24 protein-coding genes are annotated in these 20404 nt (G+C 56.8%); 7 read left to right on the top strand and 17 right to left on the bottom strand.

Features of this window, described 5'->3' with window-relative positions; genetic code table 11:
* Positions 1 to 167: 167 nt before the first annotated feature.
* The 13 genes from ABJD00_RS08680 to rplO form a co-directional block, all read right to left on the bottom strand.
* Complete coding sequence (locus ABJD00_RS08680; RefSeq protein WP_413833873.1) at positions 168 to 872, bottom strand: ATP12 family chaperone protein; 705 nt, start codon at positions 870 to 872, stop codon at positions 168 to 170.
* A complete protein-coding gene (locus ABJD00_RS08675; RefSeq protein WP_413833870.1) occupies positions 869 to 1528 on the bottom strand; it encodes an HAD-IA family hydrolase in 660 nt (219 codons plus the stop codon). The genes ABJD00_RS08680 and ABJD00_RS08675 overlap by 4 nt, the downstream gene beginning before the upstream one ends.
* Positions 1528 to 2565 (bottom strand): RluA family pseudouridine synthase, encoded by a 1038-nt coding sequence (locus tag ABJD00_RS08670; protein WP_413833867.1) that lies wholly within the window; start codon positions 2563 to 2565, stop codon positions 1528 to 1530. The genes ABJD00_RS08675 and ABJD00_RS08670 overlap by 1 nt, the downstream gene beginning before the upstream one ends.
* The gene (gene crcB / locus ABJD00_RS08665; protein WP_413833864.1) at positions 2562 to 2942 is read right to left on the bottom strand and encodes a fluoride efflux transporter CrcB; all 381 of its coding nucleotides are present in this window, start codon (positions 2940 to 2942) and stop codon (positions 2562 to 2564) included. Before crcB ends, ABJD00_RS08670 begins: the two co-directional genes overlap by 4 nt.
* 31 nt (positions 2943 to 2973) lie before the next feature.
* Positions 2974 to 4278 (bottom strand): replication-associated recombination protein A, encoded by a 1305-nt coding sequence (locus ABJD00_RS08660; RefSeq protein ID WP_413833861.1) that lies wholly within the window; start codon positions 4276 to 4278, stop codon positions 2974 to 2976.
* Complete coding sequence (locus ABJD00_RS08655; RefSeq protein ID WP_413833859.1) at positions 4279 to 5655, bottom strand: trypsin-like peptidase domain-containing protein; 1377 nt, start codon at positions 5653 to 5655, stop codon at positions 4279 to 4281. It lies immediately after the preceding gene.
* A 125-nt stretch (positions 5656 to 5780) separates the two neighbouring features.
* Complete coding sequence (rplQ, locus tag ABJD00_RS08650) at positions 5781 to 6200, bottom strand: 50S ribosomal protein L17 (RefSeq protein ID WP_108838830.1); 420 nt, start codon at positions 6198 to 6200, stop codon at positions 5781 to 5783.
* Between the two features lie 194 nt (positions 6201 to 6394).
* Complete coding sequence (locus ABJD00_RS08645; protein WP_413833857.1) at positions 6395 to 7411, bottom strand: DNA-directed RNA polymerase subunit alpha; 1017 nt, start codon at positions 7409 to 7411, stop codon at positions 6395 to 6397.
* Positions 7412 to 7527: 116 nt separating this feature from the next.
* A complete protein-coding gene (gene rpsK, locus ABJD00_RS08640; RefSeq protein WP_413833855.1) occupies positions 7528 to 7917 on the bottom strand; it encodes a 30S ribosomal protein S11 in 390 nt (129 codons plus the stop codon).
* A gap of 12 nt (positions 7918 to 7929) precedes the next feature.
* Entirely contained in the window at positions 7930 to 8298 is a 369-nt protein-coding gene (gene rpsM, locus ABJD00_RS08635; RefSeq protein WP_413833853.1) for a 30S ribosomal protein S13, read from the bottom strand.
* A 183-nt stretch (positions 8299 to 8481) separates the two neighbouring features.
* Positions 8482 to 9060 carry an adenylate kinase gene (locus tag ABJD00_RS08630; RefSeq protein ID WP_413833851.1) on the bottom strand — a complete coding sequence of 193 codons (579 nt, stop codon included), beginning with the start codon at positions 9058 to 9060 and terminating at the stop codon, positions 8482 to 8484.
* A 24-nt stretch (positions 9061 to 9084) separates the two neighbouring features.
* The gene (secY, locus tag ABJD00_RS08625) at positions 9085 to 10449 is read right to left on the bottom strand and encodes a preprotein translocase subunit SecY (protein ID WP_413833849.1); all 1365 of its coding nucleotides are present in this window, start codon (positions 10447 to 10449) and stop codon (positions 9085 to 9087) included.
* 117 nt (positions 10450 to 10566) lie between these two features.
* A complete protein-coding gene (gene rplO, locus ABJD00_RS08620; RefSeq protein WP_108838835.1) occupies positions 10567 to 11037 on the bottom strand; it encodes a 50S ribosomal protein L15 in 471 nt (156 codons plus the stop codon).
* Between the two features lie 493 nt (positions 11038 to 11530).
* Here rplO and ABJD00_RS08615 point away from each other — a divergent pair, with 493 nt between their 5' ends.
* The 6 genes from ABJD00_RS08615 (at position 11531) to ABJD00_RS08590 (ending at position 17655) form a co-directional block, all read left to right on the top strand.
* A complete protein-coding gene (locus tag ABJD00_RS08615; protein ID WP_413833847.1) occupies positions 11531 to 13426 on the top strand; it encodes an adenylate/guanylate cyclase domain-containing protein in 1896 nt (631 codons plus the stop codon).
* 374 nt (positions 13427 to 13800) lie between these two features.
* Positions 13801 to 14118 (top strand): hypothetical protein, encoded by a 318-nt coding sequence (locus tag ABJD00_RS08610; protein ID WP_413833845.1) that lies wholly within the window; start codon positions 13801 to 13803, stop codon positions 14116 to 14118.
* Between the two features lie 101 nt (positions 14119 to 14219).
* Entirely contained in the window at positions 14220 to 14801 is a 582-nt protein-coding gene (locus ABJD00_RS08605) for a hypothetical protein (protein WP_413833842.1), read from the top strand.
* 358 nt (positions 14802 to 15159) lie between these two features.
* Positions 15160 to 16341: an ammonium transporter gene (locus ABJD00_RS08600; RefSeq protein WP_413833840.1), complete on the top strand. Its 1182-nt coding sequence runs from the start codon at positions 15160 to 15162 to the stop codon at positions 16339 to 16341.
* 606 nt (positions 16342 to 16947) lie between these two features.
* Positions 16948 to 17112 (top strand): hypothetical protein, encoded by a 165-nt coding sequence (locus tag ABJD00_RS08595; protein ID WP_413833837.1) that lies wholly within the window; start codon positions 16948 to 16950, stop codon positions 17110 to 17112.
* A 39-nt stretch (positions 17113 to 17151) separates the two neighbouring features.
* Positions 17152 to 17655: a hypothetical protein gene (locus tag ABJD00_RS08590; RefSeq protein ID WP_413833834.1), complete on the top strand. Its 504-nt coding sequence runs from the start codon at positions 17152 to 17154 to the stop codon at positions 17653 to 17655.
* Here the strand turns inward: ABJD00_RS08590 and ABJD00_RS08585 are convergent.
* On the bottom strand, positions 17621 to 18274 hold the full coding sequence (locus ABJD00_RS08585; RefSeq protein ID WP_413833831.1) for a 2-hydroxychromene-2-carboxylate isomerase: 654 nt from the start codon (positions 18272 to 18274) through the stop codon (positions 17621 to 17623). The two genes, ABJD00_RS08590 and ABJD00_RS08585, sit on opposite strands and share 35 nt — an antisense overlap.
* A gap of 192 nt (positions 18275 to 18466) precedes the next feature.
* Between ABJD00_RS08585 and ABJD00_RS08580 the strand changes: the two genes are divergently transcribed.
* A complete protein-coding gene (locus ABJD00_RS08580; protein ID WP_413833829.1) occupies positions 18467 to 19129 on the top strand; it encodes a vWA domain-containing protein in 663 nt (220 codons plus the stop codon).
* Between the two features lie 33 nt (positions 19130 to 19162).
* On the opposite strand, the gene rpmD is transcribed toward ABJD00_RS08580, so the two are convergent.
* From rpmD to rplR, 3 genes are all read right to left on the bottom strand, one after another.
* Positions 19163 to 19351: a 50S ribosomal protein L30 gene (gene rpmD / locus ABJD00_RS08575; protein WP_413833826.1), complete on the bottom strand. Its 189-nt coding sequence runs from the start codon at positions 19349 to 19351 to the stop codon at positions 19163 to 19165.
* Between the two features lie 5 nt (positions 19352 to 19356).
* The gene (gene rpsE, locus ABJD00_RS08570) at positions 19357 to 19932 is read right to left on the bottom strand and encodes a 30S ribosomal protein S5 (protein ID WP_413833823.1); all 576 of its coding nucleotides are present in this window, start codon (positions 19930 to 19932) and stop codon (positions 19357 to 19359) included.
* Between the two features lie 112 nt (positions 19933 to 20044).
* A complete protein-coding gene (gene rplR / locus ABJD00_RS08565; protein WP_413833820.1) occupies positions 20045 to 20404 on the bottom strand; it encodes a 50S ribosomal protein L18 in 360 nt (119 codons plus the stop codon).

Here is a 20404-nt window from a genome sequence, read left to right as displayed (position 1 = left end):
TTCCTGCACGCCGGACGGACTCCCAGAGGGGTTCATCCCCACCTAGTGGGCAAGACCTTGGTCGGATTCCGGCTTAAACGTCAAGGGGAGTGACGCCAAAAGCGGCGCAATCTGATGAATTCTTGGGCGGCTATTTCGGCACATATCCACAGGGCCGCTAAATACCTTCAGGCAGCGTCAAAGAAGGATTTTGCATGAAAAAAAGAGGTTTTCTTGATTTCAGCAACGGTTTCCGCCTCTTCATCGGCGCCCCATTGTTCCTGTTGCCAGATTTCGTCGACCCGACTAGCTGCCCAAACGTTAAGCAAGGGGTTCAGGTCTTGGGCGGCTGCAAAACCAAGGATCAGCGACCCCGAAAGGCTTACAAGGTCATGAAACGCCGCTAATTGGAATTCGCTGAGTGCGTGTACTCGGTCTGACAGCCGTTTTAGGCTATCGGCATCTTGTGATTCGTGAATGACGCCTGTGCGCGGATGCAGACGTGCCCCGAGGTGCTGCGCCGCCCAAGCCAAGTATGGATCCCAAGATGCGCTTTGACGCTCAACAAGTTCTGCGGGCGCTTCTGCGCGATAGCACAGCAAATCAGCATCCCCATAAGCCGCCAACATGTCGGCCACCTCGGCCTTTTGAATGGCCACTTTGTCGATCGCGGCATTGGCCGAGCGGGTGAATGGCATCGATGTCGGGTCAACCACGCCTTCCTGAGCGTCCCATTCGGCCGCAATGGCATCGGCCATAGTCTGCGTGGGTAGGATCAAACCGGCTTTCGCTGGTGTCTTCACCGATCGCCCGTCCAGATGGATGGCCCAGCCATCGCTCCCTTCAACGGCAGCCACTTCTTTCCAGAACCGTTTCTGCTTCCACTCACTCATGCGGACGCCTCCAAAACTTCGTCAATCGCCGCGGGCAATTCAGCAAAACCATCGATAACTTGGCGTGCTGCGCCCAATTCGGTGCGCGGATGATACCCCCATGCAACGCCAATAGCGGCGACACCTGCGTTGGTCGCCATCTCCATGTCGAAGCGTGTGTCACCCACCATCACTGCATCACCGGCCTCGATCCCTGTCTCATTCAGTGCGGCGTGGATCATCGACGGGTGCGGTTTTGAGGGGTGAAAATCAGCGACCTGCCGGGTAACGAACATCCCCTCCAGCCCGTGGGCCGCTATCAAACTGTCGAGGCCGCGCTTGGATTTCCCGGTTGCGACCCCCAACAACACGTCATCGCGCCCGGCAAAGTGATCAAGGGCTGCGCGCGCGCCGGGATACAGAGGGGACGATGCCGCACCCTTGGTGGCCCGCAAGTGCGCGTAAGTGTCCTTATACGTTCGCACCATGCGTTCCGTATTCGCCTCCGGAGCCAATCGCGCCATGGCCACATCGAGCGAAAGCCCAACGATCCCAAGGATGTCTGCGCGTGCAGGCGTGACCAGCCCAACCTCAGCGAAAGCGGCTGTCATGCTGGCAACGATATCACCCTGACTGTCCACCAAAGTGCCATCGACATCAAATATCACCAGACGCATCAGATATCCTCGAACGGGTCTTCTGCAGCGAGGTCTTCAGTCCAACCAAACGTCTCCCATGTCGCGGCCATGTGGTCGGGCAGATGGGCCGTGATCGTGACAGGTTTGCGGGTATGGGGATGCTCGAACCGCATCATGCGGGCATGCAGATGGAGCTTTTTGCTGATCACGCCGCCGATTTGTGCCCCCCAGCCATCACCCATGTTGTCCTGACCCGAGCCACCGTATTTGCCGTCGCCCGCAATCGGATGACCAATCTCAGCCATATGCGCACGCAACTGATGGGTGCGGCCTGTGATGGGCTCCATCGCCACCCATGCGGCACGCGATGCAACACGGTAAAGGGTCGCGTAAAGGGTGCTTGCCCGTTTTGCACTGGGCGTGTTCTCGACCTCGCGCGGGTGTACGGCGATCATCTTTTCCCCTTCGCCGCCCTTGCCGCGCCCGGGCGCCTTGACCAACCCATACTTGATCTCGCCCAGATAGGGTGTCGGTACACCGGCCACCAAGGCCCAGTAAATCTTGCGCGTCTCGCGGTGGCGCATGGCTGCCGTCAACGCCTTGGCCGCCAACCGGGTGCGGGCCAGCAGCAATACGCCAGAGGTGTCTTTGTCCAGACGATGCACAAGGCGCGGCTTGTCCTCAAACCCAAAGCGCAGTGCTTCTGCCATCCCGTCCACATGGCGGGTCTGGCCCGAACCGCCTTGGGTCGGCAGACCGGCAGGTTTGTTGATCGCGATCACATGATCGTCGCGATAGAGCACGCAAGACTGGATCAACTTGGTGTCAGCCTCGGTTACGCCAGAGCGCACCACGGGCGGCGCTTTGCTGTCGGGAATAGGCGGGATGCGCACGGCCTGCCCTTCTTCGACACGGGTGTTGGATTTCACCCGGCCACCATCGACACGGCATTCACCCTTGCGGCACATCTTTTCGACCATGCCTTGGCTCAACTGCGGAAAGCGGCGCTTGAGGAAGCGATCAAGGCGTTGGTCGCCCTCGTCTTCTCCAACAGTAATTGTTTGTACACCGGTCATGACAACACCCCGCGCGCCGAGACAAGACCAAGGGCAAGCGCACCAACCGAAAGGCCTACAGAAAACAATATGTACAAGCTCGCCGAGGCAATCTGGCCTCGCTCGATCAGGTTCACCGTCTCAAGTGAAAATGCCGAAAACGTGGTGAAACCCCCAAGGATACCCGTCATCACGAAAGGCGACAGATGAGTCAGCCCTCGCTGCGCGGCGACCACGACAAAAACGCCCATCAGGAACGATCCGATCACGTTGACCATGATGATGGCGAGCGGGAACTCAGTGCGACCAAACGCGCGCAGCACCGCCACGCCAGTCAGCCAGCGTAAAGACGCACCAATCGCCCCACCAAGGGCCACAGAAGATAGGGTTGTAAACATGCGCGGTCTCTTTACCAGCAGCGCGCAAGAGTCAACTCTGCCGCTTGGTCCTGAGACGCGCAAAGTAATCCAGCCGCTTTTTCAGATCCCGTTCAAACCCACGCTCTACGGGTTGATAGAGGTCGGGGCGCTCCATCCCGTCAGGAAAGTAGTTCGCGCCGGAAAATCCGTCTTCGGCATCATGATCATAGGCATAGTTGTCGCCATATCTCTGATCCTTCATCAACGCCGTCGGCGCATTAAGGATGTGTTTTGGCGGCGGGTGCGATCCGGTTTGTTTGGCCGCCTTACGCGCGCCCTTGTAGGCCACATAGGCGGCATTGGATTTCGGGGCCAACGCCAGATAGACCAACGCCTGCGCCAACGCCAATTCTCCCTCGGGAGAACCAAGCCGCTCGTACGTTTCCCAAGACTGCAAACACACCGCCTGCGCCTGCGGATCAGCAAGGCCGATATCCTCGACCGCCATCCGGGTGATGCGGCGGGCCAGATAACGCGGGTCCTCGCCCCCTTCCAGCATCCGCGCAAACCAATATAGCGACGCATCAGGGTCTGATCCACGCACCGATTTATGCAGTGCTGAAATCAGGTTGTAGTGGGCGTCACCTGACTTGTCGTATTGCGCCGCACGGCGCATCAGACAGGTCGCCAGGGCATCTCTGTCTAGCGTCTCGTCGATTTTCCACGCGGCGACCTGTTCGATCAGGTTCAGCAGCGCACGCCCATCGCCATCCGCCATTTCAAGCAGTGCTGCACGCGCCTCGGCTTCGAGCGGGAGGGCCATACCCAACTCATGCTCCGCCCGTTGCGCCATCAATTCAAGGTCAGCAAGGTCAAGCCTTTCCAGCACCAAAACCTGTGCACGGGACAGAACAGCCGCGTTCAATTCAAAACTTGGGTTCTCTGTCGTGGCCCCAACCAGCAGGATTGTTCCATCCTCCATATGCGGCAGGAATCCATCCTGTTGCGCCTTGTTGAAGCGGTGGATTTCGTCAACGAACAACAAAGTGCCTTGCCCGTTCTGACGACGAATACGGGCAGCTTCGAACACTTTTTTGAGGTCCGGGACACCTGTGAATATAGCCGAGATTTGGACGAAATGCAGGTCTGTGTCATCGGCAAACAGCCGGGCGATGGTCGTTTTGCCCACGCCGGGCGGACCCCAAAAGATGAGCGACCCCAGCGCGCCCGCTTCCAGCATCACCGTCAGGGGTGCTTCGGGACCCAGCACCTGACGCTGCCCGATAACTTCGCTTAGCGTTTTTGGGCGCAACCGGTCAGCAAGGGGGCGGTGTCCGCTTTCCGCCACTTCACCGGTGTCAAACAGGTCCGCCATCTAAAAGCGCAACATGACGCGGCCGCCGCGTCGCAAAGCCTGTACACGTGTCCCGCGGCGCGCATTCTCTAAGGCCTCAGCTGCATCCTTGGGATACTTGATATCTCGTCGATCAATGGCTTGAAGGATATCGCCCACGCGCAGCCCAACACGCGCGCCAAGTGTCCCAAGACCAGTGACCACAACCCCTGACGCCTCCAGCGGCAGGCGCATTTCCGCGATCACAGCGGGGTTGATCTGCGCCACCGACAGTCCCGGCAAGGCAGCATCTTCAGGCAATGTGATCTCGCCGCGTGGCGGATCCTCCGGCGGGGGGATCATCTTGACCTTCACATCCGACAATTCTCGATCGCGAAGACGGGTCATGACAACCGTGTTTGCTCCGCTGGACAGCCCCATGTAAAAAAGCATCTCGCCGGGGCTGTGCACTTCCTGGCCGTCCACGGCGATTACAACATCGCCCACGTCAAATCCGGCCTCTGCCAGTGGGCTGGCCGGGTGGAGGCCCGCAAGTATGATCCCGCCAGGTCGATCCAATTCCAGCATCTGCGCCAGATCCGAATCCACAACTTGCCCGGTCACCCCAGCCCAGGGGCGTTGAAACCGGTCGTTGCCTTCTTCCGCCTGCCGGACAAAGGCCGCGATCAGGTCCGATGGAATGGCAAAGCCGATTCCGTTTGATCCTCCTGAACGGCTGAGAATACGGGTGTTCACGCCAATCAGCTGCCCGTCCATCCCGACAAGCGCACCACCTGAATTTCCGGGGTTGATCGGAGCATCTGTCTGTATGAAGTAGCCGAGACCGCTGCCGCCTGCCCCACCAGAACGGGCAAGGCCGGAGACGATCCCCGAGGACACTGTCTGGCCGACGCCAAACGGATTGCCGATGGCCAGCACCAATTCGCCAACTTCTACCGTTCGGCTGTCGCGCAGCGGCAGAAACGGCAGATCTTCGACTTCATCAATCTGCAGAATAGCGAGGTCACTGTCAGCATCCCCAAGCAACACACGAGCATTATATTCGCGCCGGTCATTGAGCACGATGCGGATGTCCGTAGCCTGCCCGACCACGTGATAGTTGGACACAACAATGCCATCCGAGGACAGTATCACGCCAGAACCAAGAGAGTTCTGCACGCGCGGACGCGGCGCTCCGAAGCCTTCGAAGAAACGTTCAAAGAAAGGGTCGTTCATGAAGGGCGTACGCTGGCGGGTCTGGGTAACGACTTTGGCATAGATGTTGACCACCGCCGGCGCGGTTTCACGCACAAGGGGCGCGAAACTCAGGGATATCTCGGCCTGGCTATTGGGCAACCGCGTCTGCGCATTGGCCACAAGGGGCAGGACACAGAACAGAAGGGTGATGAGGTGCTTCATGGTCTTTAGGATATGCAAATGACCAACTGGGAATGCAAGCCGGCATCCCGTGTGAAGCCGAAGGTCACAAAAGAAAAACCCCCGCCGAAGCAGGGGTTTGATCAGATTTCATCGAGGGCAGAAGATTACTCTTCTGCGGCGTCTTCGGCAGCAACGCGGGCCTTGTCGGACGCGCCTTTGGCGTCACGGTCGCGGTCAACAAATTCGATGATGGCCATGGGCGCCATGTCGCCATAGCGGAAACCCGCCTTGAGGACGCGCACATAGCCCCCCTGACGTTCGGCGTAGCGTGGGCCAAGAACGTCAAAGAGTTTGGCAACGTACTGCTCTTCTTTCAGCTTTGCACCGGCCTGACGGCGGGCGTGCAAGTCGCCACGTTTGGCAAGCGTGATCAGCTTTTCAACGATCGGGCGCAGTTCTTTGGCCTTGGGCAATGTTGTCTTGATTTGCTCATGTTCGATGAGCGAGCCTGCCATGTTCGAGAACAACGCTTTGCGGTGTTCATGGGTCCGGTTCAGGCGGCGGTAACCACGTGCGTGACGCATTTTCTAGTCTCCAATTTGGTGCCCTCTACGGGCTGTTTTACTTTGTCCGGCCTTCGATGCGTGTCTCAGGCTCTCCTTGGGGTCACCGTTTTCCGTAGGAAAGCGGGTAACCCGAAAATTGTCCGCCCAGAGGCGGGCAATGAAAGGGCATGTGCCCAGTTGTCAGGTGGGCGTAACCGCCCACCCATGTGGCTTTAGAAGTTGTCTTCGAACTTCTTGGCCAGATCTTCGATGTTGTCCGGTGGCCAGTCTTCGACGTCCATGCCGAGGTGCAGCCCCATGCCAGACAGCACTTCCTTGATCTCGTTCAAGGACTTGCGGCCAAAGTTTGGCGTGCGCAGCATCTCTGCTTCGGTCTTCTGGATCAGATCGCCAATATACACGATATTGTCGTTCTTCAGGCAGTTTGCCGAACGCACAGACAGCTCCAGTTCGTCCACTTTCTTCAGCAGAAGCGGGTTAAACTCGAGACCATCATCATCATCCGCACGAGAAGCCGACTCAGGCTCGTCAAAGTTGACGAAGATGCCCAGCTGGTCCTGAAGAATACGCGCGGCGAAAGCCACGGCATCGTCAGGCGTGATAGAGCCATCGGTTTCGACCTTCATGGTCAGCTTGTCATAGTCCAGCACCTGCCCCTCACGGGTGGGCTGCACATCATAGCTGACCTTTCTGACGGGCGAATAGATCGCATCGATCGGGATCAGGCCGATGGGTGCGTCTTCTGGCTTGTTCTTTTCAGCCGAGACATAGCCCTTGCCTGTGTTCACAGTCAGTTCCATGAACACATCGGCACCGTCGTCGAGGTGGCAGATGACCAGATCGCGGTTCAGCACTTCAATGCCTGCGCTTTCCGAGATGTCACCTGCAGTGACAACACCCGGACCTTTTGCCGAAATCGACAGGCGCTTGGGGCCTTCGACTTCCATGCGCAAGGAAACCTGCTTGAGGTTCAGGATAACGTCGGTGACGTCCTCGCGCACACCAGCGATAGACGAGAACTCGTGCAGCACGTTGTCGATCTGCACGGATGTGATCGCCGCACCTTGCAACGACGACATCAGCACGCGGCGAACCGCATTGCCAAGTGTCAGACCAAAGCCGCGCTCCAGCGGTTCGGCGACAACTGTCGCTTGACGCGCGGGTTCATTGCCCGGCTTCACTTCCAGTTGTTGTGGCTTGATTAGCTCAGCCCAGTTCTTGTGGATCATGCGTCCCTCCATTCTTGCCTGCTCTCCATGTCCTAAAAGATCAGGCGCCCGAGGTTTCAAAAAGCGGATTGGGGCCGCACGTTTTCACGCAGCCCCGATAGTAATACCTATGTCGCTTAGACGCGGCGGCGCTTGGGTGGGCGACAGCCATTGTGGGCCATCGGCGTCACGTCCTTGATCGACGTCACGTTGAACCCGGCAGCAGCCAAAGCGCGCAATGCAGATTCACGACCCGAACCGGGGCCCTGCACTTCGACTTCGATTGTCTTTACGCCATGTTCCTGCGCTTTGCGTGCCGCATCCTCTGCAGCCATCTGGGCAGCATAAGGTGTGGATTTCCGCGAGCCTTTGAAGCCCATGGTGCCGGCGCTCGACCATGCAATGGCGTTGCCTTGCACGTCCGAGATCAGGATTTTGGTGTTGTTGAACGAAGAGTTCACATGCGCCACACCTGCGGCGATGTTCTTGGAGACCTTGCGTTTGGTCTTGCGTGTATCGCGTGCCATCTATACGTCCCCTTATTTCTTCTTGCCGGCAATGGCCTTTGCGGGGCCTTTGCGGGTACGAGCGTTGGTGTGCGTGCGCTGACCGCGAACGGGCAGATTACGACGGTGACGAAGACCGCGGTAGCAGCCAAGGTCCATCAGACGCTTGATGTTCATTTGCGTATCACGACGCAGGTCACCTTCGACGGTGTAGTTCTCGTCGATGTACTCGCGCACTTTCAGGACTTCGGAGTCGCTCAGCTCGTTTACACGGCGGCTGGCGTCGATCCCGACGGCTTCGCAGATTTCTTTGGCGGAGGTGTTGCCGATGCCTGTGATGTAGGTCAGTGCAATCGGAACGCGCTTGGCTGTGGGGATGTTTACCCCTGCAATACGTGCCATGAAGGCTTTCCTTTTCGTTGCGAGCCCGTAGTTCCGGGCCCTTTTTTCACAACATAAGGCCCAAGGATTTTGCCCCCGGGCCTGCCGCTGATCAGGTGATCCGACGGGACGCTTTCCCGTCTTTGGTTCTCGTTAGAGATGGCGTGAGATAGGCGTTGTTTTGTGGGGCGTCAACCCCTGTGCCTATGCGTCGAGAACTTTGGCAATCGCTGCTTTCACATCTGCCATTTCGCCAAGGCCGTCGACACCGTTCAACTGACCCTTCGCATAGTAATAGCCGATCAGCGGAGATGTCTTTTTATAGTACTCCATCAGGCGAACTTTTAGGCTTTCGGCGTTGTCATCCGCGCGCACCGGCTGACCGGCGTCTGCGGCTTCGGCCGCGCGTCCGACGATGCGGTCAACCAAAACATCGTCATTCACTTCCAATTCGATCACGGCATCCAGCGTCTGACCTTGTTCTTCCAGCAGCGCGGACAAAGCGTCGGCTTGGGCCAATGTGCGGGGAAAGCCGTCAAAGACAAAGCCGTTGGCTTTGACTGTTTCTAGCTGTTCGCGGATCAGCCCGATGACGATTTCGTCTGTGACAAGGTCACCGCGCGCCATCACGTCAGCAACGATCTTGCCCATCTCAGAGCCAGAGTCCTTGGCCGCACGCAGCATATCGCCGGTGGAGAGTTGTACCATACCACGCTCTTCGGTGAGAAAGCGCGCTTGTGTTCCTTTGCCCGCACCTGGCGGGCCCAGCAGGATAATGTTCATCTTTGTCCCCCTCCCGTGCGGGCCTTAGCGGCGCACAGGGCTCCGTTTGCGGCGGCCCTTTGAGCCTTTTCCGCGCAGCTGTGATTTTTCGATCAGACCTTCGTACTGATGCGCAAGCAGATGGCTTTGCACCTGCTGGATGGTGTCCATCGTTACCGAAACAACAATCAGCACAGACGTGCCGCCAAAGTAAAACGGAATGGCGAACTGACCGCGCAGGATTTCTGGCAGCAGACAGACCAGTGCCAGATACCCCGAACCAAGAACCAAAACGCGATTAACCACATATTCAAGGTATTCGGCTGTCTTCTTGCCCGGACGGATACCGGGCACGAAACCGTTCTGGTTCTTGAGGTTGTCAGCCACGTCGTCTGGCTTGAAGCTCACATTGAAGGTGTAGAAGTAGGCAAAGAACACGATCATAAGGACGAAGAAAGCCAGATAGAGCGGCTGACCGGGGCCAAAGTTGGCCAGCAGCCAGGACATGATCGGGTTGGTCGAGTTGCCGGAGAATGTGCTGATAGTGATCGGCAGCAACAGCAGGGACGAGGCAAAGATCGCGGGGATCACACCTGCGGGGTTCACCTTGACCGGCAGGTTGGAAGACCCGCCATCGTAAACTTTCATCCCCACCTGACGGCGCGGGTACTGGATATGGATCTTGCGCAAGGCGCGTTCCATGAACACCACAAACATGATGGTGGCGACCACCATCACAAGTACGCCGATAATCACCGCAGGGCTGATCGCACCGGAGCGGCCGGATGCAAAGAACTGCGCAATGGCAGCAGGCACTTCGGCAATGATGCCGACGAAGATGATCAGAGAGATACCGTTACCGATGCCGCGTGCGGTGATCTGTTCACCCAACCACATCAGGAACATTGTGCCACCGACAAGGGTGATCAGGCACGAAATGCGGAAATAGAAGCCCGGATCGGTGACGAGGTCACCGGATTCCAGTGACACGGCAAGGCCATAGGCCTGCAAGGTGGCCAGCGCCACTGTGCCGTAACGGGTGTATTGGTTGATCTTCTTGCGGCCCTGCTCGCCCTCTTTCTTGAGTTGCTCAAGCTGAGGCACCATCGAAGTCAAAAGCTGCACGATGATCGAAGCAGAGATGTAGGGCATGATGCCGAGGGCAAAGATACCCATGCGACCCAACGCGCCACCGGTGAACATCGACACCATACCGCCGATGCCTTGTCCCGCCTGCTCCATAAACTCGCGTAGAGCAGCTCCATCGATGCCCGGAACCGGGATAAATGTACCAAGGCGGTAAACGATTAGCAGGCCAAGAGTGAACAGGATGCGGTTGCGCAGGTCAGTGGCCTTGCCCAGAGCGCTCCAGCTCGTGTTCGCGGCCATGTTCTCGACGGCAGATACCATGCGGGCGTTGTCCTTTGAACAAAACACCGCCCGTGCCGTTTTCCGGCGGGCGGCGCTATAGAAAACTTGAGGCCTATGTAAGCCGCTGCGACGCGGCTCACAAGGCGTGTTTCAGGCTTACTCGGCCGCCGCTGCAGCAACAGCGAGCTTGCCGCCCGCTTTTTCCACTGCGTCTACAGCGGATTTGGAGGCACCAGTCACCTGCAGATCAACCTTGCTTGTGATCTCGCCCTTGGCCAGAACGCGGATACCGTCCAGTTTGCGACGCACAGCGCCCGACGCGATCAATGCATCTTCTGTGATGGCGGATTTCGCATCCAGCTTGCCAGCATCTATGAATTTCTGGATCAGACCCAGATTGATGACAGCGAATGCCTTGCGGTTTGGCTTGTTAAAGCCGCGCTTGGGCAGGCGTTGGTACAAAGGCATTTGGCCGCCTTCGTAACCATTGATGGCCACACCCGAACGGGATTTTTGACCTTTGATACCACGGCCACCCATTTTACCGGTGCCGGAGCCAGGGCCACGGCCAACGCGTTTGCGTGGTTTGGTTGCGCCGGGATTGTCGCGCAGTTCATTCAGTTTCATATCGCTTCTCCTAAGCCGGAAGCACCCTCGAAGCGGAATGGGTGAACACGGCGTTTCTTGGTTTTGATTCTCAGCAGCGCATCGCGCCACCGGGGGCGTATAGACCGGCAAAGGAAGCAGCGCAACAGTTTGGGACGATGGGCATCACCCAGCCTTCCGCGCGCACCAAAAACGCTTGAACGCACCTGCACGATAGAAGTTTTAACCTTTGGACTTACAAATGAACTGGAAGCAGACGTGCGTCGCGGAGTGCTTCAATGACCTTTATGCGGACGAAGCCGCCGTTCGCCTTGGCTTGCGCCTGCGAGCGCTATGCGGGACCAAGCCGACAATCGAAATCGGTGCAATATGTCCCCATGGCATACCGATTCTGCTTCTGCTGTTAATCCGACCTTTTCGGTGCTCACCCTCCCGAGTTTGCGCAGGCAGCCTTTTATTCTTTGAAAATTTTGAAGTTTGCGTGCAACCTTCTCGCATTGGGGCGGGGTGATCGATGACTGTGATGAAGCGGCAGCTGACCACAATACTGGCGGCAGACATTGTCAACTTTTCCCGGTTGATTGGGGCGGATGAAGAGGGTGTTCTTAGTCGGAGGCGCCAGCATCAAGCGGAAGTCATTTTACCTCTTCTCAACGACCATGGTGGTCGGGTTGCAAATACGGCGGGAGATAGCTGGCTCATTGAATTCCCCAGCGCCGTAGAAGCGCTTCGGTTCGCCATCCAAGGCCAAACAAAAGTTGAAGCACTGAATGCGGAGCTGGAGGAGCAGGCCAGAATACGGTACCGTATCGGCATCAATGTGGGCGACGTCGTTGCAGAAGGCGACGACCTTCTCGGTGATGGCGTCAACATTGCCGCTAGGCTCGAGGCTCTCGCGCCTGCAGGTGGCGTTGTGATCAGCCGATCCGTACGGGATCAGGTCCGCGACAGGTTGGATTTGGACCTGCACGACCTCGGTGAGCTGGAGGTAAAAAACATCGCGCGTCCCGTTCGAGCGTTTCAGGTTATCCGGGACGGCGAAGAAAGGATGGCACCACCCGGTGCAAGACCACGTCTTCGCACTCCCGTGATGCTTGCGGCCGTATTGGCCGTCATACTTACCATCGGTTCATTGTATTGGATGCGGCAGCCAGATTTCGATCCTGTAGCCCCTGAAACAATGGCATTGACGCTGCCGGATCGCCCCTCAATCGCGGTCCTTCCCTTTACGACACTGGGCGATGATGCGTCTGCCGACTGGATCAGTGATGGGATTACCGAGAACATTATTTCTACGCTTTCGCTTGCTCCGGACATGCTCGTCATTGGGCGCGCGACGGCCTTTACGTATAAAGGCCGGCTGGTTGAACCAGCCGAAGTCGCGACAGACCTTGGCGTTCGCTATGTTCTGAGCGGCAGTGTTTTGAAATCAGGCGAAAAGGTGCGAGTTACAGCGGAATTGTCCGACGCAATCAAAGGCGAGCAGCTTTGGTCAATCAAGGAAGACAGCGACAACAAAAACATCCTTTACGTGCAGGACCGGATCGCGGAAAGCCTATTTCTCGAAATGCAGGTTTCCCTAACTGTCGGAGAATCGAACCGGACGATCACCGCATTGGCGGGTGATTTCCAGACCAGTGTTCGGGTAATTCAGGGGAGAGATGCTTTTCAACGGTTCGATCCGGCGGGCCACCGCGAGGCTGAGAGGATATGGACCGAGCTTCACGAAACAAACCCCCATAGTCCGATTGGGCCATACTTACTCGGGTGGCTTCCCTGGCAACGAGTCATCATTGGTCTAGCAGACGACCCTGCAGTGGAGTTCGATGAATCTCGCCGTTTGGTGGCAAAGGCTCTTTCAATGCAGGAATGGGGTGATCCTTACACACTGATCGCTTTAATTGAATCCGCGACCGGAAATTACGACGAGGCAAACACTGCTGCCACCCGAGCCATCAAACTGTCGCCGGGCGGGGCAGATGCAAACGCCATCGGAGGGGTGGCTTTGTTTCAGAGTGGGGATACCAAGCGGGGCATTGAACACATGCTGAAGGGTATGAGGCTAGAACCGGATTATCCCGAGTGGCTTCCCGGCGCGCTGTATCCGGCATTGTTGGAAGACGGGAAATACGATGACGTGATTTCCTTGACCAAGTCAGTACTGGGCAGAGATATGCGTGACGCTCGAGCCCATCCTCAGGCCTACGCGGGACTCGTTGCCGCTTACGCGCTGAAAGGCGATCTGGAGAATGCGCGGCAGATTGTCAGCAACCTGAAAACGGAAAATCCAAATCTGAATGTGGCGGACGTGACAAGGTTATTTTCACTGCAATCGCAGTCCCCACGCCCATTCCACGAGGTCTTGATTAATTCCTTGGAAACGGTAGGCGTTCCGCGCGCAGTCGATTGACACAACAATCTGCGTTAAGCAGAGCCCAGTCAGTTGGTCTTTATCTGTTTCAGCTTCAGGTTCTGAGCTTCCGTTCGCGACGTTCTGCCCAACCGCCGCTCAAAGCGGTCATTTCGCTGCACTCTGCCTGAACGACCGCTCTGCGGACGAAGCGGACCTTGGGCGCGCATAGTTTACAAAAGTATCTATCCGCCGTTAAAAAAAACCCCGGTCGCATTTGAGCGACCGGGGTAGAACTTATAAAATACTTTAGAGTCCACCACTCACGGAAACTCAGGAAGTACAAATAAGCTCTTTCAAGCCGCCAATATTGTCAATATGATAATTTTGGTGGCTTACCCCGACGTATCTTTTTCATATTGGTAGCTTAAAATTTGACCGACAAACCACACGGAAAGCTTTCCGCACTTTTTGAACTGCGTAGCATGCTGCGTGAAATGGAACACGAGGTCGGACTTCATACCCTCACACAAGTCGAAAAGGATGTGTTTCTTGCTGCTCACGCCTTATCTGGAGCGAGCAGGAAAGTTGTGTCGTCTGACGAAATTCGAAACCATGACCTTACCTCTGGGATCGCCCAGGCGTCTTACCATCGGGCGCTGCGTTCCCTGGTATCCATGGGACTGCTGAAAAAAGCGGACGGCTATAAGTCCAAGCGTTACCTGGTGCGCGATGATCTTGCCGGTGGTTAGTCTGCATTTCCGAAAATTGCGATGAGTACGCAAGTATCCTGACAGAGCGCAAACATCTCTTGCTTCAACACATCTGCACACCCGACGAGTGAACGCTTTTAATGAGTTTTTTAGTCATAATCGCCTGCTACGCCTTGTGCCACGGATTAACAGCCTGGGTTGTAACGCCTGTACAAAGCCATTTTTTGCCGCAAATCACAGTTTTTGCGAGTTTGGTTTATCTGCCCCACGGCGTTAGGGTACTTGCAACCTGGGCATTTGGCTGGAAAGCGATACCTGCGCTGTTGGTGGGCGAAAGCCTATCTGCTTGGATGTTCACCCCGACCAAAGATTTAGATTTCCTTGGGCCAGGTCTGATAGGAAGCCTCGTTGTGGGGGCGGCCTCCGCGTTTATTGCGTTTGAGATCGCGCGGCTTGTTGGGATCAATGTCTATTTGGGAGGCTTGAGAAGGCTAAAGTGGAAAGGACTGATTGCGGTGGGCGCTCTGTCATCCATTGTTAACTCTGTTGGACAGACGCTGGTCTTCTCTGGAATCATCGATCTGGAGAAGGTCATCGGGGTTTGGACGGTTTATGCAATTGGGGACCTGATCGGTCTGATAGTATGCATGGTCGTTTTGATGTTCGTTTTTCGATGGAGCCGGGTTTTCAGCGTCCCTAAATCTGACAGCGATCCAATATAAATTTCAGCTTGCTTCGTACCAGAGCACTTCCGCTCTGGGCTCGCAGCAGACTTGCGCTGCGCGATAGTTGAGCGTCCGCACTGGGCTCAAAGCGGCCATTCGCTGCAGGGTGCTCCAACGTCCGCTTTGCAACTCATCATCAGCTTTTGGTTTATGAGTCCACTCCCTTGAGTGTCTCCTGGAAATAGGTGAATTTAGAAATCGCCTAAAATTTACTCTAACCAGCCACTGAAGCGCCCAATTTTTAATCTTTTTACGTTTGCTGAAAATTGTAGCTCCAATATTCAACTTTGCCTCTTTTTATCGCAACCCAAGACCGGTTTGTGTCCGCCAGACTAAATTTTGGGAGGGATCTACGATGGTCGGAGCCGATACAGCTTGGATTATTGTCGCAACAGCACTGGTGTTGTTGATGACGTTGCCGGGGCTTGCGCTCTTTTACGGTGGGCTTGTGCGATCGCGCAATGTGTTGAGCGTTTTCATGCACTGCTATGCAATCGCATGCCTTATGAGCGTGCTGTGGCTGGTCGCGGGATATTCCATCGCCTTTGGCCCTGGCACTTCGGGGATTTGGGGCGGTCTGGACAAGATGTTCCTGAACGGCGTGGATGCAGAGTCGCTGTCCGGCACTTTGCCTGAAATCCTGTTCTTTGCCTTCCAAATGACGTTTGCGATCATCACTCCGGCACTGATCGTCGGGGCATATGTCGAGCGTGTTAGCTTTGGTTTTGTACTTCTGTTCTCCGGCCTCTGGATGCTGTTGTGTTATGCGCCGGTGGTTCACTGGGTTTGGGGCGGCGGCTTTCTGGCGGATGGGGGCATATTTGGCGAAACAGGCCTCAAGGATTTTGCGGGCGGTGTCGTCGTGCACGAAACAGCGGGCATTGCAGCGCTCATACTGGCCGTCATGCTGGGGCCACGCCGGGACGCAACAAAACCACCTCACAACCCCGGATATGTGATGATCGGCGCGGCCCTTTTGTGGGTTGGCTGGTTTGGGTTTAACGGTGGCTCGCAGCTGGCAGCAGATGGCGGTGCCGCCATGGCGTTGACCGTCACACATATCTCGGCGGCAACAGCCTCTCTGACATGGGCGCTCTGGGAGCGGATCCGTTATGGCAAAGCATCGCTGGTCGGCATCGTCACCGGCACAATCGCCGGGCTTGCGTCGATCACCCCTGCTTCGGGATTTGTCGGGCCAGTCGAAGCGCTGATGATAGGTGCCATCGCGGGCATCTTGTGCCAGGAAGCTGTCCGTTTGGTGCGCAATGTCCTGTCGATTGACGACACGCTTGATGTGTTTGCAGTCCACGGTGTTGGCGGCATCTTTGGCACACTGATGATCGCCATCTTTGGCGCGGGCAGTTTTGTCGCTCAGGCGGGCAGCCTTGTAATTGTCGGTGTATTCTCGGTCGTGGCAACCATCGTCATCGCTCTGATCTGCAAGGCGCTTGTGGGTCTGCGTGTCAGCGAAGATGTTGAGCGCGAAGGTCTTGATCTGGCCGTTCACGGCGAAACCGCTTACGACCACAACGGTTAAAGCTCTTGCGCTCCGATCTATGGATCGGGGCGCACTCTTAGCGTCATCGCATGGTGGATTGCCTCACTGTGTTGGTGCAAACGGCCGGAACACCGCAGGTTCCTGCTGAAAAACTCCTCAACCCACCACATTGGTGGAAGTACGTGGCTCAGGCTCTTTCAAGCCGGACTCACCACCGACAGCATGGCCCTTAATCAACTCAGACGCTCTCGCCTGAGCCATCAGAGATTAAGGATGCTACCCAAGAGTTGAGCTAAGGCCCTCAGTGTGGCTTCATCCAACAAACTCGCATCATCTCGTGAACAGACCTTCATGCATCAATGAGTAAGTTGTCCTGCGCCTTTGCCGCAGGGAATGAATGTAGGTGGTTGTACAGCAATAGGGTAGCTCATTTCGGCCGCCACGCATTGGCATAAAACACTGTTATGCTAAGAAAATAGGCAGTTTTAAAACTCACAAAGGTAAGGAATTCCAGACTCTCTGCCGCGTCCGAATTCTGCGTAAAAATGCAGTGTACAGTATCGGTATTTGGCGCAAATTTCGCCTCGCTCGTCATATTTTTCTATTTTTTGATACCCCGCATTTGCGAACTCTTGGAGAGACAAGTTGCTCGAAGCCATTTTTCAGGAAGATACATTCTGGCGAATCCTGAGCACTGAGACGGTGCTGCAATATACAACCTCTGGCAACATATTGCGAACACTTGGCCTCGCCTCTGCCATGCTCAGCATTTACGCTTTTGCCCCCTACATTCGCGACACAATCGCCTGACGCACGCAACCCCAGCGCGCATCCTGGCTGATCTGGTCGGTGCTGGGTTGCATCGCTTTGGTTTCGCAGATCGTCAAAGTCGCCACGTCCTCACTTTGGTTTTCGCTTTTCCAAGTCGGTGGCACGATTACTGTGTTTCTGATCACCTTCCAACGCGGCAGCGGTCCGCTTTTTCGCGAAGGCGACATGAAGGTGCTAGGCGCAGCGGCGGTTGGGCTGATCCTTTGGTCGCTGACCGACAATTCGGTTTACGCATTGGGCACGACGATTGGTATTTCGATGATCGGCGGCTGGGTCACAGTCAAAAAGGCCTATCTCTTCCCCGAAACCGAAACCATGTCCACATGGGGCTGGTCGCTCTTTGCCTCTGTTCTCGCTATGCTGTCCGTCGGAGCTTTGAACTGGGTACTTCTCGCCTATCCGCTGTACCTCTTTGTTCTCTACAGCGCCATCGCGACGGCCATCCTATTGGGGCGGGCTCGCAATGCCCGCGCCCGGGCCTTTCAGTTTAGTCTGGTGAAGGTGCATCAACCGGTAGATTGACCCACGCACTGCTGCCAAACGGGCGATTGATCGCCCGTTCGAGTATCTCAAGCCGGTCCTGCCCATAGAACACTTCTCCATCCAGCACATAAGTCGGCGAACCGAGTACAGATGCCTTCAAGGCGGACTCGGCATTGATCGCGTAGCGCGCAGTCACTTCAGGCGTTCGCGCCAGCGCCATCAGGGCTCGGGCATCATGGCCCAAGGCGTCGGCCAAGGCCGTCAGTGTCGCCTCATCCGATAAATCCGCATCATCCCGCCAGTGGGCTTGCAGCACCGCATGGGCCATCGCATCCACATCGGCCCCGCGATCCCCCAAAGCCATGATCATGCCGCTGGCCAGGGAATAGTCCGCATCGTGATAGGTGGGCCGGAACGGAACAACAGGGACACTGCGCCACTCTGCCCAACGCTCGATCTCCCGACCAAAGAAGTAGTCGACATGTGCCTGCGTCCGCGCACGGAAAGGCAGACTGCCTTGTGCCTCAACGACCGGGGACAGCGGGATAGGCCGATGGACCAGAGTCAGATCGTGGGTGGCACACATCTCCATCACGCGGGCCGAGCCGAGATAAGCAAAAGCGGAATGGGCGGAATAATAATATATGAGTTCGCGCATGGCGCTGAGCCTAGTACGTCCTCGCCACAATGAAAATCATCGCCGCCATTGAACAACAGGCAGAGTCGGTGTCACCATGGCGTTATGCATTCTTTCCGCAACCCTTTACCTATTGCCACCACCCTCTGTGCGCTTGCGCTACCTCTTACGCCTGCTGCGCTACACGGAGCGTCCGGTTGCGCAGAGGATGCGATGCTGGTCTTTGACGGGTCGGCGTCCATGGCCGAACTGGGGTTTGACACACAGCGCAAGACAAGGATCGCTGAGGCGCGCGAGGCACTGCGCGACGCAATGCCAGATATCACGTCAGTGCGCCGCGTCGGCCTTCTTACCTATGGTCCGGGTGCCAGTGTAGACAGTTGCAGCAATATCGATCTGCGTTTTGGCCCGCGCGACAACGCGGCAGAGGCCATCATTGCCGAAATCGACGCACTCGCGCCCAAAGGACTGACGGCTTTGGCGGCGTCAGTCCGTGCAGCAAGCGATACGCTGCGCGCCACGTCCGGTCCCGGCATCGTCGTGCTGGTCACTGACGGAAATGAAACCTGTGGCGGACGCCCCTGTGCGCTCGGATCCGCTCTGGCCGCCGAAAGGCAGGACCTGACGGTGCATGTGATCGGGTTCAAGGTCGTGGTCGACTTTTTCAGCTGGGACAATCCGGAGCAGCAGGACGTCGGAGCGGGCAATACAGTAGCCAAATGTCTCGCAGACCGAACCGGAGGCCTGTACGTTTCAACCGAGACCGTGGGCGAACTGGCGGATGCACTGCGGGTGACGCTGGGCTGTGCATTGATCGGGCAAACAAACCCGGAAATAGAAAACGCCCCGCGATTTCTCGCGAGGCGTCAATTGTAACCTGGTCAGGTGGGCAATCTGCCCTTCGCAGACTTAGCCTTTTTCTTCGATGATCTCGACCATGTGCGAGATTGAATTCACCATGCCGCGTACGGAAGGTGTATCTTCCAACTCGCGGGTTTTGTGCATCTTGTTCAGGCCCAGACCGATCAGTGTCGCACGCTGTTTTGCGGGGCGACGGATGGGGGAGCCAATCTGTTTTACGACGATTGTCTTAGTCATGGGTCTCAAGCCTCCTCAGTTGCCGCTTCGGCAGCGGGCGCTTCGTCACGCTTGGGCAGAATGTCGGAGACTTTCTTGCCACGACGTTGAGCCACACCACGGGGCGACTGCTCTTTCTTGAGGCCGTCCATGGTTGCGCGGATCATGTTGTAAGGGTTCTGCGAGCCGATGGACTTGGAAACAACGTCCTTGACACCCAGCATTTCGAACACGGCACGCATTGGACCACCGGCGATGATCCCGGTACCTTCTGGTGCTGTGCGCATCACGACTTTACCGGCGCCGTGGCGACCTTCCATATCGTGGTGCAGTGTGCGGCCTTCGCGCAGTTGAACGCGGATCATCTGGCGCTTGGCTTGCTCGGTGGCTTTGCGAATGGCCTCAGGGACCTCTTTCGCTTTACCTTTGCCGAAGCCTACGCGGCCTTTTTGATCGCCAACAACGACGAGGGCGGCGAAACCAAAGCGCTTACCACCTTTGACGGTTTTGGACACACGGTTGATCGCGACCAAGCGGTCGGAGAATTCTGGAGTTTCATCACGGTCGCGGCGTGGGCCGCGGCGGTTTTCACGTTCTGCCATGTGGCATTCCTTGTTTCAGGTGGCTTTCGCCAGTTGTTTCAATCCAGGTGGGCCCCAAGATAAGCGGAGTGCCCCCGGATCATCGGAGGGGCGATGCCGCCCCTCGCAGAGTTTAGATCTTCAGGCCGCCTTCGCGGGCGGCGTCGGCAACTGCCTTGACCTTCCCATGAAAGAGGAAACCGCCGCGGTCGAAGTATGCCTCGACCACGCCTGCTTTTTTCGCACGCTCGGCGATCGCCGCACCAACTTTGGTGGCGGCTTCGACGTTGTTCTTACCCACTACGCCCAGATCCTTTTCGAGGGTCGAGGCAGCGGCCAATGTCACGCCATTCACATCGTCGATCAACTGAACGCTGATGTTCTTGGACGAGCGGTGAACGCTCAGGCGCGGACGCCCTGCGTTGACGCGGCGAAGTTTGTTCCGGACGCGCATACGGCGCTTGAGGAACAGCTGTCGTTTTGTGTTTGCCAT

The sequence above is a fragment of the Tateyamaria sp. genome (genome assembly GCF_039945315.1).
Classification (GTDB): Bacteria; Pseudomonadota; Alphaproteobacteria; order Rhodobacterales; family Rhodobacteraceae; genus Tateyamaria.
The sequence above is the reverse complement of the archived record's forward strand: the minus strand, read 5'-3'. Positions and strand labels throughout refer to the sequence as shown.

What these genes read in the sequence shown, in the direction of transcription:
- ABJD00_RS08680 (WP_413833873.1), bottom strand. Translation starts at nt 872, where the DNA reads ATGAGTGAGTGGAAGCAGAAACGGTTCTGGAAAGAAGTGGCTGCCGTT.
- ABJD00_RS08675 (WP_413833870.1), bottom strand. Translation starts at nt 1,528, where the DNA reads ATGCGTCTGGTGATATTTGATGTCGATGGCACTTTGGTGGACAGTCAG.
- ABJD00_RS08670 (WP_413833867.1), bottom strand. Translation starts at nt 2,565, where the DNA reads ATGACCGGTGTACAAACAATTACTGTTGGAGAAGACGAGGGCGACCAA.
- crcB (WP_413833864.1), bottom strand. Translation starts at nt 2,942, where the DNA reads ATGTTTACAACCCTATCTTCTGTGGCCCTTGGTGGGGCGATTGGTGCG.
- ABJD00_RS08660 (WP_413833861.1), bottom strand. Translation starts at nt 4,278, where the DNA reads ATGGCGGACCTGTTTGACACCGGTGAAGTGGCGGAAAGCGGACACCGC.
- ABJD00_RS08655 (WP_413833859.1), bottom strand. Translation starts at nt 5,655, where the DNA reads ATGAAGCACCTCATCACCCTTCTGTTCTGTGTCCTGCCCCTTGTGGCC.
- rplQ (WP_108838830.1), bottom strand. Translation starts at nt 6,200, where the DNA reads ATGCGTCACGCACGTGGTTACCGCCGCCTGAACCGGACCCATGAACAC.
- ABJD00_RS08645 (WP_413833857.1), bottom strand. Translation starts at nt 7,411, where the DNA reads ATGATCCACAAGAACTGGGCTGAGCTAATCAAGCCACAACAACTGGAA.
- rpsK (WP_413833855.1), bottom strand. Translation starts at nt 7,917, where the DNA reads ATGGCACGCGATACACGCAAGACCAAACGCAAGGTCTCCAAGAACATC.
- rpsM (WP_413833853.1), bottom strand. Translation starts at nt 8,298, where the DNA reads ATGGCACGTATTGCAGGGGTAAACATCCCCACAGCCAAGCGCGTTCCG.
- ABJD00_RS08630 (WP_413833851.1), bottom strand. Translation starts at nt 9,060, where the DNA reads ATGAACATTATCCTGCTGGGCCCGCCAGGTGCGGGCAAAGGAACACAA.
- secY (WP_413833849.1), bottom strand. Translation starts at nt 10,449, where the DNA reads ATGGTATCTGCCGTCGAGAACATGGCCGCGAACACGAGCTGGAGCGCT.
- rplO (WP_108838835.1), bottom strand. Translation starts at nt 11,037, where the DNA reads ATGAAACTGAATGAACTGCGCGACAATCCCGGCGCAACCAAACCACGC.
- ABJD00_RS08615 (WP_413833847.1), top strand. Translation starts at nt 11,531, where the DNA reads ATGACTGTGATGAAGCGGCAGCTGACCACAATACTGGCGGCAGACATT.
- ABJD00_RS08605 (WP_413833842.1), top strand. Translation starts at nt 14,220, where the DNA reads ATGAGTTTTTTAGTCATAATCGCCTGCTACGCCTTGTGCCACGGATTA.
- ABJD00_RS08600 (WP_413833840.1), top strand. Translation starts at nt 15,160, where the DNA reads ATGGTCGGAGCCGATACAGCTTGGATTATTGTCGCAACAGCACTGGTG.
- ABJD00_RS08585 (WP_413833831.1), bottom strand. Translation starts at nt 18,274, where the DNA reads ATGCGCGAACTCATATATTATTATTCCGCCCATTCCGCTTTTGCTTAT.
- ABJD00_RS08580 (WP_413833829.1), top strand. Translation starts at nt 18,467, where the DNA reads ATGCTGGTCTTTGACGGGTCGGCGTCCATGGCCGAACTGGGGTTTGAC.
- rpmD (WP_413833826.1), bottom strand. Translation starts at nt 19,351, where the DNA reads ATGACTAAGACAATCGTCGTAAAACAGATTGGCTCCCCCATCCGTCGC.
- rpsE (WP_413833823.1), bottom strand. Translation starts at nt 19,932, where the DNA reads ATGGCAGAACGTGAAAACCGCCGCGGCCCACGCCGCGACCGTGATGAA.
- rplR (WP_413833820.1), bottom strand. Translation starts at nt 20,404, where the DNA reads ATGGCAAACACAAAACGACAGCTGTTCCTCAAGCGCCGTATGCGCGTC.